Here is a 12,360-nt window from a genome sequence, read left to right as displayed (position 1 = left end):
TCCTGCTCAGGCGGTCCGGGACCGCTTGACCAGGCCGACGGCCACGTCGACGACGACGAAGCCGAGCAGCGTCCCCCCGAGTACGGGCAGCGCCCAGCCCAGGGCGACGACCGCCGGAACACCCACGACGAGCACCACCGGCGGCAGCTGCCGCCAGGTGCCGCGGGCGGGCGCCTTGCCGAAGGCGGCCTTGCGGTCCTCACGCGTGGGACGCCGCTGCCACCACATCCGATAGCCCCAGACCGTCACCAGGGTCAAGCCGATGGCGACCGCAGCGAGCACGATCTGGTTGACGATCCCGAAGAGCACGCCCATGTGGCCCTGGACGCCGAGCTTGCTCAGCTTGGCCAGCGCCGGATAGTCCGCCCACCGGGTGTGGGAGGTCACCTCACCCTTGGCGGTGTCCACGGCGACCTTGTCGTAGTGGACCGGCCAGGTGTTGTCGTTCTGGGCCACGACCCAAGCGCTGGACGCGTTCTCCGGCGGCGTCACCGACACGGTGCCGCCCAGCCCGGCCTTGCGCGCCACCGCGAGGGCGGCCTCGAAGCCGGCCGGGTCCACCTTGGCGCTCTCCTCTGCCGCGCCGTGCCCGGCATGCCCGGCGTGCTCCCCGCCTTCGTCCTCGGCCGGTGGCTGCGCACCGGGAAGCAGCGGGTCGAGTTCCGGGGGGTGCCCCTTCACCGCGTCCAGCAGCTGGCCGAATCGGTCACCCGCGTAGTGGGACCAGGTCAGGCCCGTCGCGCTGAGGAAGAACAGGCCCAGCGCCAGCCACACGCCGGTCGCGGCGTGCCAGCTGCGGGTACGACGCACTCCGCGGGCCCCGCGGTCGGGCAGCAGCACGCCGCGGGCGGACTTCGCCCGCTGGCCCCGGCTGCGGCCGATCCACAGGACGAGACCGCCGGCGACGAGCACCCAGAGCCAGCTCGCGGCGACCTCCGAGTAGAGACGGCCGAATTCGCCCAGGTGCAGGTTGCGGTGCAGGTCGTCGAGCCAGGTGGTGAGGGGCGTCGACCCCCACCAGGTGGTCAGCTCGCCCTGGACCTTCGCCGTGTAGGGGTCGACGAAGACCGTGCGCTGCTTCTCCCCGAGCTCGGGCACGGACAGGACGACGCGCGTGGTGTTCTCCGGACCGGCCGGGGTGACGACGGAGGCGAGGGTGCCCTCCGGGTGGGCGCTGCGCGCGGCGGCGATCTGCTGCGCCAGGGGGAGCGGCGCCTCGCCGACCTTCTCGACGCGCAGCTGGTCGCCGTAGACGGCCTGGTCGAGCTGCGGGGTGAACGTGTACGCGAGCCCGGTCAGGGCGGCGATGAGCAGGAACGGGGCGGCGAACACCCCGGCGTAGAAGTGCAGCCGGACGAGTTGGGCCCGTACGCCCCGCCAGGAGCGCCCGGCCGGCGCCGGGTTGGGGGCGGCTGCGGCCGCCGGTCTGTCCGGTGCCTGTTCGGTGGTTGAAGACATGCCTGTTTCTCCGATCGATGTACGCGTGTCCGCACCGGGGCGGGCGTCGCCGGGCCGGTGCGGGGAAGCCGCCCCCAGAGGGGGCGGGTGTCGTGATCACGTGCGAGTGATCAGGCGGACATCGCCGGACGAGGACCGCGCCTGGGGCACGTCCGGGCGAGCAGGACACCGAACCGACGAGCTGCGGGCTGGGCGGGCGCGAGCCGCGGCCGCTCCGGTACGGCAGGCAGGGCAGGGAGCGCACCGGGGGACAGGGAGGGGAGCAGCAGGGCGGCGAGACGCCGCAGGATCCGCTCCCCGAAGATCACGCACAGCGCGGTGCCGAGCGTCGCCAGCCCGTGCGCCAGGGTCATGGCCGAAGTCATGGAGTGTCCGGGAAGACCCATGCCGGCCATGTCCGCCCCCGGGTGCATGAAGGAGGCGTGGCCCATGCCGGCCATGGAGTGGTGGCCTGCTGTCCGGAAGACATGCCCGGTCCGCCGTGGTCCCCGCCGGACAGCGAGTGGAAGGCGAAGTGGAGGGAGAACTGGACGACGCCCAAGGCGATCGTCGTCGTCTCGAAACGCCGGGGACGCCCGCCCAGGAGCAGACCGCACACGAGGCTCAGGGCGGCGAAGAGCCCGACCGTGCTCGCCGCGTCGGGCAGCTGTCCGCCGGCCAGGACATGGCTCGCGGCGCCAAGAGACAGGCAAGCGGAAGCACAGAGCAGACCCGTCCGGGTCCGCCTCAGCCAGGTTCCCGGTCCGCGCACCGGCACAACTTATGCGCGCCCTACGCGGTGGCCGACGCTGTGTGCCGGGCGGCATGGAGTCCCGGGGCGCACCTTCCGGTGTGCCTATGAACCGTCAGTGCCACCCCAGCCGAGGGACGTTGGTCCCCGGGAAAGCCGTCGGGCGGGAGTGCCCGGCTACCAACGGAGCGCCCTGCGGGGAGCCGAATCACAGGAGGGATCAGAGGCCCAAATGGTGCATCCCGGGGCGGTTCGTGCAGTCCGTCCCGGGATGCGGACGGCCGATGGGTATCGGCGCAGGGGTTCAGGAGGTGCTCACGGCCTTCTTCAGCTCGGCCGCCGCGTTGCGGTAGACCGGCAGCAGTTCGAGGTCCTCCCCCGGATAGTTGACGATCTCGATCTGCTTCGCGCCGGAGTCGGGCAGCACTGTCCCGGTCGACATGTGGACGTTGTCCAGGACCAGGGCCGGCTTCTTGGAGGAGAGCTCGGCGAGCTGCGCCGGGGTGACGGCCTCGGGGCCGTACGTGCCCACGGTGGTGGCGCCGGCGAGCTTGGCCGCCCAGGCGGTGAAGACCTGGGTGACGACGTTCGGGCTCTTGCCGGCGGGCCAGGCGGCCTGGAGGTCCTTGTTCAGCTTGCCGTACTCGGCATCGAAGCCGGTCTTCCACGTGGTCGCGGCGTCGGCCGTGCCGAAGAGCGCGCCCAGCTTGTCGACCTCGGCCTTGACCTTGTCGGGGTCGTTGTCGAGGTTGACCTCGACGAGCTTCGCCTTGGAGCCGGCGGCCTCCTTGATCTTCGCGGCGTACGGCTCGAACGGCGCGTACAGCACGAAGTCGGCCTTGGCCACGGCGGCGAGGTCCGAGGGCTTGGGGTCGTAGTCGGGGGCGTGGTGGACGGACTGAGGGACGATGACCTTGACGTCCTCGGCGCCCGCGGCCTTGGCGAAGGCCCCTTCCCAGGTGGTGGTGACGACCACCACGCGCTTCTTCCCGGCCTTGGGCGCGCCGGACGCGGCGGGGGACGAGGTGCCGTCGTTCTTGCCTTCGCCGGTGCTGTCGCTGTTGTTGCCGCAGCCGGTGACGAGGGCCAGCGTGACCGCGGTCAGTGCGAGGAGGGAAGGGATGCGGACGCGGGTGCGCGCCATGGGCTGGTTCTCCGTTCGGAAATGAGATGGACGGCGAGGACGAGTGCTCCCGCCGTCAGGACGAGGACCGGGCCCGGTGGCCAGTCGAGCCACAGGGCCAGGAGGAATCCCGTCAGGTTCACGGTCACGCCGATGCCGATCGCCCAGAGGGTGATCGACTTCAGCGAGCTGCCCAGACGCCGGGCGGCGAGGGCGGGCAGCAGGGTCAGGGCGTCGACGAGCAGCGCCCCGGTGAGCTTGATGGCTCCGGCCACCGCAACCGCGACCAGCACCAGCAGCGCTGCTGTCAGGGCTCGTACGTCGACGCCGGAGCACTGGGCAAGTTCGCGGTCGTACAGGAGCAGGCCGATGTCGCGCCGCTTCCACCAGAAGAGGCCGGGCACGAGCACGGCGAGCACGCCCAGGACGACGAGGTCGGGGGTGCCGACGGACAGGATCGACCCCCACAGGAGAGCGAACGCCCCCGACGCGTTGACCCCCGACACGGCGAGCAGCAGCAGTGCGGCGGCGATGGCCAGGCTCATGAGCAGCCCCATCGCCCCTGAGAGGCCGTCCGGCGTGCGGGCGAGGGGTGCCACGCCCGCTCCGGCCAGGGCGCAGGCGACGAGCGCGCACAGCATCGGGTCGAGCCCGGTGAGGAGGCCGACGGCGATGCCCAGCAGGGCGACGTGCATCATCGCGAACCGCACCGGCATGATGTCGAGCCCGACGATGACGACCCCGATGACCGGCAGGCCGACCGCAGCAAGCAGCAGGGCCGCCCCGGCCCGCTGTACGGGGACCAGCTGGAGCAGGGCGCCGATGTCGGCGGTGGCGAGGGTGGTCACCGGACCTCCCGCAGCCGGCCCGCGGCCATCTCCAGGACCCGGTCGCAGCGGTCCGCGAGGGCCCGGTCGTGGGTCACGACGACGAGTGTCACCGGTAGCGAGGTCAGGACGTCGGCGGCCTCCGCCTGCCCGTCGAAGTCGAGGGCGGCGGTCGGCTCGTCGGCCAGCAGCACTTCGGCGCCCGCGGCCACGCAGCCGATGGCCCGGGCCAGGTACATGCGTTGCAACTGACCCCCGGAGAGAGTGTGGAGCGGCCGTGCGGTGAGCTGACCCACCCCGAGCCGGTCGGCTGCCTCGGAGGCGTCGTCCGGCGCGGCGCTGCTGGCCAGCAACTCCGCGCCCAGCAGTGGGAAACGGCCGGCGGCGGGCTTCTGGGGGATCCAGGCACAGGACCGGCGCCGCCAGGCCCATTCCGCCGGCGTGCGGGTGTCCCGTCCACCGACCAGGATCGAGCCCGCCACCTGGCGGTGCAGGCCGAGAACCGCGCGCAGGAGGGTGGTCTTGCCCGACCCGTTGGTTCCGGTCAGCGCCACCCGCTCACCTGCGGCGATCTCCAGATCCACGTCGGCGACGGCCTCCACCCGGCCGTGCCGGCAGGCGACTCCCCGCATGCGTACATCGAGCCCGCCCATCACACATCCTTCGGGTCGTTCGCTGCTGTGTGAGGGCGGGCCGTGCCGACCTCCACACAGCGGTAGTCGGACGGTGCATGCGAGAAGTTCCCGGACTCCGGATCTTTTCGCACGGGCATTGAAGCGGCGCGGTACGCAGGCCGTATGGCCGGTCAGCGGACCGCCGCGACGGAGTAGCCCGCCTCGGAAATGGCCTCGCGGATCAGGTGGTCGTCGAGGGAGGCCACTGCGGAGGGCGCGGCAGACGAGGCCCGGGCGCTCGCCCTGGCCGTCCGCGACCGGCTGCCCACTCGGCAGCCGGCGGCGGCCGCGGTCGGGACGGGCACCGGTCTGGTCATCGCCCTCAATCCTGCGGCCCGGAAGGCGGGTCTGAACGCCTCGGCGCTGGTCAAGCAACTCCTCGGCGGCCGAGGCGGCGGCTCCGCCGAGCTGGCCCAGGGCGGCGGCCTGACCACCGACGCCATCGATCGCCACGTTGTAGCCGTCCGTCTTCAGGGCGTTGTAGACGCCCTGCCAGCCCGAGCCGTCCCCGAACCCTCCGTGGACGAGCACGACGTTGCGCGGGAGATGGGCGGCACGGCGAAAGCTGCGGCCGCCTCCGGCGCGAAGCACGTGTGGAAGGTGGCCGACGACGGGGCCGGAGAGGACTTGTTTTCCGGCTGGTCCACCGACGCCGACGCCGACGCACTGACCGGGCTGGCGGCCAGAGAGGTCGGGGCGTCGCTGTGCCGCCTGACCGCGCCGGCACGAGCCGGTTGGCGGTCAGGGGGGCAGGTGCGGGTGGCGGAGCGGTTCCGTTCCGGGTCGGGCGGCCTGCGCCTCACGCTCACCCGGCCTGCGGGCCTGCGGGCCTGCGGGCCTGCGGGCCTGCGGGCCTGCGGGGCGCCGCCTCGATCGGCTCGGGTCGGAGTGAAACGCCTCGCGGTTGCATACGCCGGTCCGGGGGAAGCTCCAGGAGGCACGACTGCGAAGGCGTCGCCTCGGCGGGCTGGTGCCAGGAGCACGGGGACGCAACCCGCCCGGTGATGGACTGCCACTTGGAGGCGGAATTCGCTGCCCCCCTGGCCGGAGAGCGGGACGGGGTCGCGGTGGGCGCTGTGAAGAAGCACGCTCATGACAGCCGGCCACCTTCCCGGTCGAGCCCCGCTGGCAGCCGCTTGGCCACTTCCTGAGAGCCGTGATCACTACTGCAGCACAGGATGAGCTGGGGCAGCCGCCCCGTCCTGGCTGACGCCCACACAGCGCCACCTCCGCACCCATTCACACGTGGTGCCCCGGCCACGGCACAGCCGCCGGGCCGGGCCAGGGAGACCCACATCGAGGGCGGGATCCACTGCACAGAACGCGCCCGCCGCATGCGCGCCCCTGCCGTTCCACAGGGGCGGCCGTAGGCGGGGTTGAACTGGTCGGGTGACAACGCGGCCTGTCGGACTGCAATTGGCGTGTTCACGCCTTCGGAATTGCTGTGCTTTGACGGGGGCCTAGCAGACATCCCACTTCGAAGGGAACCGATGACATGAGGCGCATCGCACGGAGGTTCTCAGTCATCGCGGTGGCCGTCACAGCGGCGGCCACGGCGACTGTTCTCCCAGCGCCGCACGCCCAGGCCACATCCAGGCTGCTCACGCCTCCTGAGATCGGCATCCGGTTCAACACCGACGGCGATCCCGGCCAGTGCGGCGGGCGGACAGGTGATCAGTGGCACTCCGTGGGGAACTGGACCGATGCGATCCGCCTCGACACCGACGGGCGCCGGGGCGGTTGCCAGCTGGCGTTCGGCGTGTACGACCCGGACAATTCCTTGCAGGGTTTGTCCCTCACGTACGGCTTCGCGGCCACATCCGGCGGGGACCCGGGCCAGTGCGGGAACCAGGGCGTCTACCGGATGCCGATCCGGGGGGATGCCCGCACCTTCGGCCCCAGCATTCGGATCGACACCGACAACCGGCCGGGCGGCTGCACACTCACCTTCACCGTTCCGACGATCCGCGACTACTACGCACTCGACATCCAGTACGACGCAGATGGCGCCGCCGGCCAGTGTGTGAACACCGGGTATCACTGGGCGGAGACCGACCGCGGCCCGGTGACGATCGGCATCGACACCGACGATCGCCCTGGCGGCTGCCGGCTTCAGATCCGGCTGAGATCCGGCTTCAGATCCGGCTGAGATGGTGCGGAACAACCGACTACCAACCCTCCGGTGCTCGGACATGGGAGCAATAGTCAAGATCTGTGGATCAAGCCATGGCCGTCAGTCGCCGGACCTGCCCCAAAAGGCGATCATGGTGTCCACTCCATCGGCGTCCTTCAACGGCACGCACCACGCTGACCAACCCGGCATGTCCCACAGTTCCTCCGAGTCTGGGTGCCGTGCGTCGTAACGCTCCTGAGTTCGTTCGAAATCTGCTCGGGTCGGCTCCGCGGTTTCGAAGATCTCGATGGATTCCTGCCCGACAGCGGGCGCACGGTTGGAAATCGTCGTATGCCCCGGCCTCGATCACCTCCCACACGCCGATGATCGTGTGCGTTCCTTCGCTGCCGAAGGTCTCGTCTTCCCACAGAGCGTCGAGGTCGTCGATAGAGGTGAACGACATGCCTGCGGGCTGGAGTCCGTTCCAGCGGGTTCCGTGGAAGAAGAGCCTTTCGAACTCGCGCTGTCGCACGGTGGCCAAAGCCGCCGCGAGATCTCCGGAATAAGGCTCGATGTACTGCCACGATGACGCGCCCACCCCGGCTTCTGCCCTTCCTCCGGGCGTCGACGAAGCCGAGGTCCGTGTGAGGGAGAGGAACCGGTCCCCACCTTCGGCCCGGAGGCGAAGCCGTGGACGAACACCACGCCCAGTCTGTCCCGGTCACACATGCGGGCTTTCCCTGGTGTCTGCGCATTCGCCCGGGGTTCCTACCCGGCCGGATCCGGCCGCGAACTCCTGTGCCGCGCCACGGTCGTTTCGTAACCCGAGCGTGAGGCGGCGCGGGCCGGGACCGCCTCACGCCGGGAACCTCCGATGAGGCCGGCAGGGCGGGACCTTCCGTCTGACCGGGTGAGGGAGGAGCGATTCTGCTCGGGTCGGCGGGAGTTCGGACAGCACCGGCGCCGACGGCCGCGGTAGGGGCTCGCACTGCCGAACCGAAAGGCCGCCATGAGGCTCACCCGACCTCTTCTGCTCGCTGCTGCCGCGCTGTCGCTCTGTGTGGGACGACCGCCGCGGCGCAGCAACACCCCAGTCCCTCACCGTCGCACAATCCCTCGGCACGCCGAGGGCCGCCGAAACCCTGACCAGGATCACCGGCCCCCGGGTGGAGGTTCCGGACGAGTTCCGCGCCGTCGGAACGGCGAAGGCCACGTGTCCCGCGGGGACGACTCCTACGGGGGGAGGCATGACGGCCTCCCCCGAGCGGTTCATCGTCGCCGTCATGAGTTCCTACGCGCAGGGGCGGGACTGGATCGTCACCGCCATGCAGGACGACTTCCAGACCACGGGGACCATCGCGGCGACCGTGATCTGCTCGTCGGCTCCCCACCACCAGATCTTCGGTGACCGGGTCGCGCTGGGTACGAACCAGACCGCGCTCCTGCACCAGCGCTGCCCGCTCGGCGAGGTGCCCACCGGCGGCGGAGGGCGGGGCAGCGACGTGGGCGTGCTCGTCCAGAGTTCCCTCCCCAACCTCGACGCCTGGGAGATCGGCTACTGGAACGCCACGGCCGCACCCCGCACGGTGGAGCCCTTCGTCATCTGCTCGGCCGAGCCGCACCACCCGGTCCCCGGGCGGCCGGGCTCGGTGACGAAGTTCCACGGCACGGGTACGTCCCAAGTCCAGTGCCCGGCAGGACAGCAGGTCACCGGCGGCGGAGGCTACAGCGAGGGGACCGAGCTGATCCTGAGCACCTTCGAGAACAACGGCTGGCGCGCCAGCAGCGCCAACGCCTCGTCCGACACGCGGGAGGTTACCGCGATGGTGGTCTGCACCGGCAGCCAGTAGCCCTCGGGGGGGAGGCCCCCCGGTGGTAGGGGCCGTCGTCGATTGCGGTCGGGAATCCGCGACGGCCTGGGGCGACGGCGACAGGGCCGGCCCTGTCGGTGTGCGGAACGCCCCGAGTGGCGCCCGCTGTGTGAGGTCAGCGGAGTTCCAGCCTGTCGCACCGGACGAAGGCCGAGGCGAGCGGTGCGTGTGCGTGCGAAGAATTCCGCAGAACGGTTGTTACTTGATCAACTACTCCGGGTGGGTGAGACGGGGCAGGAGTGTGCTTGGTAGTGCGCCGGAGTGCACTGTCTTCGGTTGCCGTCTGGGGCGGGCGAGCGTGGGCGCAAGGAATGTCAGGGCCACGCCTGGTGGGTGGGGGGTGGGGTGTACAGGCACGCGTGACGGAAATGTCCCTGCCCGGCAACCGCCCTCGGGAGGTGCTGCGGCGGGGTGGGGGCGGGGTCGAGAGTGTGGGCCTCGGCTCACTCCGGGTCGGGATTCCGCACCGGTTGCCGTCTCCTGCTTCGGCGGGTTGACACTGTTGTTGAGGGGGCGTCACCCATGTCGTCTGCTTCTTCCTCCGATGGGCTGCCCCCCGGATCGAGGGGAACCACAGGTCGAACCGCGGACTCGAAGGCAGCCGCTTGCTGCCCCGGTAGTCGTCCTCCTTGACGCCGGTGCCCACGACGATGTCCACGCGCCCGGGATCGCCCGGCGTGGGCCACTGGGCCAGGACAGCCGTGTCTTCCAGGTCCCAGAAGCGGTGCGGCCCGTCGTTCGAGGGATCCACAGGCTCGATCGAGAGCATTCCGTCCCCCAGCAGCCGCACCGGTTGGGCGCCGGCCGCCACGGCCTGGACCAGCGGGCTCTCGCACGGGCAGCCGCGCAGCGTCAGGACCTCTCGCGGCAGCTGAGGTGCGTTCATGAACAGGCCCTCGACCTCCGCGCACCGCCCCCACAGCACACCCTCCTCCTCACCGTCGATGTCTTCTCGCACCAGGAGATATCGGACCGGGAAGTCCCGCTCCCACCCCGCATGTTCCTCGGACCGCACGCGGTCCGCCGCGACGCCCAGCCGCTGCGCGAGCACGGCCAGGATCCTCGCGTTCGCCTGGTGCGCGATGATCCGGTCCGCCTCCTCCGGCTTCCACCGCGCGGCGTCCAGTGCCGCACGCGAGGCGGAGGTCATGTGCTCCACGGCTCGCCAGAACACCTCCCGCCCTTCCAAGCGCATGTACGGGTCCGCCGGGGCGCCACCGGCCGCCGAGCGTTCCTCGGACCCTCCGCCGCGTACAGTGATCAGGTCGCGGCCACCGCCGTCGCTGCCGAGGACGCAGGTTCCGAGGGCGCCGGGTTCCTCGTGGTGGCCCGAGCGCAGGACGACGGCACCGGCGCCGTCACCGAAGAGCATGCTCGTGGGGTCGGCCGGGTCGACATTCAGCGAGAGCGTGTCCGTGCCGACGACCAGGACGCTGTCGGCCGTGCCCGCGGCGATCAGGCCCTGGGCGACCCCCAGCCCGTAGACGAAGCCGGCGCACACAGCCTGGACATCCAGCGCGGCCGCCCGGGTCATCCCCAGGCGCGACGCGACGATCGGAGCGGTGCCGGGGCACCGCCTGTCCGGCGTCGTGGTGGCGACGACCAGGGCCGCGACGTCACCGACCGCCGCCCGGGACAGTGCCTCACGGCCAGCCGCGACGGCCAGGTCCCCGCTGGTGGTGCCCGGCTCCACGACGTGCCGGAACCGGATCCCGGAGCGTTGGAAGATCCATTCGGACGACCGCCCCAGGGGCTCCGCCAACTCCTCGTTGGCTACCCTGCGCGGCGGCACGTACGCCCCGACCCCCGCCAGTACGGATGCCGGGACCGCTCGATTCCTCACTACCCCCGCCGTCTTCGAACGTGCTGGCCGGAGGGGCTGGCGTGACGGTTCTCCGGGGTGCTCGTGCTGGTCGTGGGTGGGAGTCTGCGGTCTTGATCGTCTGACAGGGTGGGCCGGGGCGGTTTCTCTGGTTCTTCCGCATCGCGGGCCCGGCGCCGCCTACCATCCGGTTCATGGTGGAGTCCGAGATCGCGGAACGGATCGCCGCGCGGCGTGCGGGGTTGGACGAACTGGAAGACCAGCTGGTCAAGTAGCTGGTGGAGGTGCGGACCGAGCGCGACGAACTCGCGGTGGCCGAACGGGTCTGGCAGCGGATGGCCGAACAGCTCGCCGCCGAGCGCGGAGACCGCGCCGGCCGCAGCGCGGGTCGCAGGCCGAGCGGTGCTGCTGGTCCCGCACCGTGGGCCCGGCGTGGCTGAGGACGCGCTGTCGCCGGACTACCAGCGCATCCTCGCCATCGTGCGCGACGCGGGCGGGCCGGTTGCGACCAAGCGGGTCGGCGAGGTGCTGGGGCTTCGGGTCGCGGTGCGGGGCAAGTTGGAGTCGCTCCGCGGGAAGCTGGCCAAGCTTGCCGGGCGGGGCTGGCTGCGCAAGCTGGCGGACGGCCGCTTCACCACGCGCCTGTGACCAGGTCGGCTGGGCGAACCGCACGGCTGCGCGAACCTGAAGGCCTGGTGCATCCTCACCAAGCGCCGCACGGGCCCTGGCCGCGCCACCACCCTCCTCCGGGCCCTGCTCGTGCTGACCAACTTCGAGATCAACCACTGACGGACGATCAAGTCCGCAGACTCCCGCCCACGACCAGCACGAGCACCCCGGAGAACCGTCACGCCAGCCCCTCCGACCAGCACGTTCGAAGATGGCGAAGGCTCATCAACCCAGTCGCAGTTGGAGCCCGCAGCCGCCAGGTCGGTCGTCTGTGTCGATGCGGGCGGTTACCGATCGGGCGTTGTCCACCGGGCTGAAGCCTCCCGGGAACGGTAGGGCGTTACCGCATTGTGCGCGGTCGCCGTCCGAGCCGTAGTCGACGTAGAGCGACGTCGTGTGGGCTGAGCTCGTCAGGTCGAACGTGAGATCGCACCCGCCTGGCCGGTTGTCGGTGTCGATCCGGATGACGGGACCGAAGCCCCGGGATTGCCTCTGGATCGGCATCTCGTGGACGCCCTCGTTTCCGCACTGGCCGTGATCAGCGCCCGGGGTGGCCCGGAAGGTGTAGGTGATGTGCTCACCCGCCAGGTCATTGCCCGGGTCGTAGATGCCGAAGGCGAGCAGGCAGCCGCCGGGTCGGGAGTCTGTGTCGAAGCGGATCGGGTCAGTCGCGATCCCTTCGGGCTTCCACTGCTCGCCTGTTCGTCCACCGCACTGGCCGGGGACGCCGTCGGGGTTGAACTGGACGCCGATCTCCGGCGAGATGGGCTGACGGGCGCGGGCCTGGGCGTGTGAAGCCGGAACGACGCCGACCGCGACCGCCGTGGTGGCAATAGCGGCAAGCGCCAAAGCCTTCTGCGTGATGCCTTTCATGACATCGAGTCCCTTCTCTGTTCGAAAGAGGCGAGATCCACCCGAAGCGCAGAATTCCGGCACCCTGAGGGCCCTAAACCGTCTGTAGACAATTAAGAGCGATGTACCGCTCGAACGGTTCAGTGGCCGGTTGTCCCGCTCGGGGTGATGTCCGGGGATGGCCGGGCGGATCCGCTGCGCAGCCCGAGCCCGGACACGAC

The 12,360-nt window shown here is 70.9% G+C and carries 11 protein-coding genes; 3 read left to right on the top strand and 8 right to left on the bottom strand.

The genetic code is table 11. The features are described from left to right. Positions 1 to 6 precede the first annotated feature (6 nt). The 6 genes from IE207_RS31855 to IE207_RS33915 all read right to left on the bottom strand — a co-directional run bounded on the left by IE207_RS31855 (position 7) and on the right by IE207_RS33915 (position 5,129). Positions 7 to 1,458 (bottom strand): PepSY-associated TM helix domain-containing protein, encoded by a 1,452-nt coding sequence (locus IE207_RS31855; protein WP_190187812.1) that lies wholly within the window; start codon positions 1,456 to 1,458, stop codon positions 7 to 9. A 110-nt stretch (positions 1,459 to 1,568) separates the two neighbouring features. Further along, positions 1,569 to 1,889 carry a hypothetical protein gene (locus tag IE207_RS33630; protein WP_229874224.1) on the bottom strand — a complete coding sequence of 107 codons (321 nt, stop codon included), beginning with the start codon at positions 1,887 to 1,889 and terminating at the stop codon, positions 1,569 to 1,571. A gap of 603 nt (positions 1,890 to 2,492) precedes the next feature. Next, the gene (locus IE207_RS31845; protein WP_190187811.1) at positions 2,493 to 3,332 is read right to left on the bottom strand and encodes a metal ABC transporter solute-binding protein, Zn/Mn family; all 840 of its coding nucleotides are present in this window, start codon (positions 3,330 to 3,332) and stop codon (positions 2,493 to 2,495) included. After that, the gene (locus IE207_RS31840; RefSeq protein WP_190187810.1) at positions 3,290 to 4,159 is read right to left on the bottom strand and encodes a metal ABC transporter permease; all 870 of its coding nucleotides are present in this window, start codon (positions 4,157 to 4,159) and stop codon (positions 3,290 to 3,292) included. Before IE207_RS31840 ends, IE207_RS31845 begins: the two co-directional genes overlap by 43 nt. After that, positions 4,156 to 4,791, bottom strand: coding sequence for a metal ABC transporter ATP-binding protein (locus IE207_RS31835; RefSeq protein ID WP_190187809.1), 636 nt, complete (start codon positions 4,789 to 4,791; stop codon positions 4,156 to 4,158). Before IE207_RS31835 ends, IE207_RS31840 begins: the two co-directional genes overlap by 4 nt. A gap of 152 nt (positions 4,792 to 4,943) precedes the next feature. After that, positions 4,944 to 5,129, bottom strand: a complete 186-nt coding sequence (locus IE207_RS33915; RefSeq protein ID WP_190187808.1) for a hypothetical protein — start codon at positions 5,127 to 5,129, stop codon at positions 4,944 to 4,946. Between the two features lie 1,178 nt (positions 5,130 to 6,307). Between IE207_RS33915 and IE207_RS31825 the strand changes: the two genes are divergently transcribed. Both IE207_RS31825 and IE207_RS31820 read left to right on the top strand, forming a co-directional pair. Then, positions 6,308 to 6,961, top strand: a complete 654-nt coding sequence (locus tag IE207_RS31825; protein WP_190187807.1) for a hypothetical protein — start codon at positions 6,308 to 6,310, stop codon at positions 6,959 to 6,961. A gap of 1,211 nt (positions 6,962 to 8,172) precedes the next feature. Next, a complete protein-coding gene (locus IE207_RS31820) occupies positions 8,173 to 8,775 on the top strand; it encodes a hypothetical protein (protein ID WP_190187806.1) in 603 nt (200 codons plus the stop codon). Between the two features lie 136 nt (positions 8,776 to 8,911). On the opposite strand, the gene IE207_RS33620 is transcribed toward IE207_RS31820, so the two are convergent. Further along, positions 8,912 to 10,639 (bottom strand): beta-ketoacyl-ACP synthase 3, encoded by a 1,728-nt coding sequence (locus tag IE207_RS33620; protein WP_229874222.1) that lies wholly within the window; start codon positions 10,637 to 10,639, stop codon positions 8,912 to 8,914. A gap of 411 nt (positions 10,640 to 11,050) precedes the next feature. On the opposite strand from IE207_RS33620, the gene IE207_RS33615 reads away from it, so the two are divergent. Continuing rightward, entirely contained in the window at positions 11,051 to 11,266 is a 216-nt protein-coding gene (locus IE207_RS33615) for a hypothetical protein (protein WP_229874220.1), read from the top strand. A 246-nt stretch (positions 11,267 to 11,512) separates the two neighbouring features. On the opposite strand, the gene IE207_RS31805 is transcribed toward IE207_RS33615, so the two are convergent. After that, on the bottom strand, positions 11,513 to 12,160 hold the full coding sequence (locus tag IE207_RS31805) for a hypothetical protein (RefSeq protein ID WP_190187805.1): 648 nt from the start codon (positions 12,158 to 12,160) through the stop codon (positions 11,513 to 11,515). Positions 12,161 to 12,360: the final 200 nt, after the last annotated feature.

Origin of the sequence: Streptomyces cirratus (genome assembly GCF_014650775.1) — a bacterium.
Taxonomy (GTDB): domain Bacteria; phylum Actinomycetota; class Actinomycetes; order Streptomycetales; family Streptomycetaceae; genus Streptomyces; species Streptomyces cirratus.
This window is presented reverse-complemented; position numbering and strand designations above follow the sequence as displayed.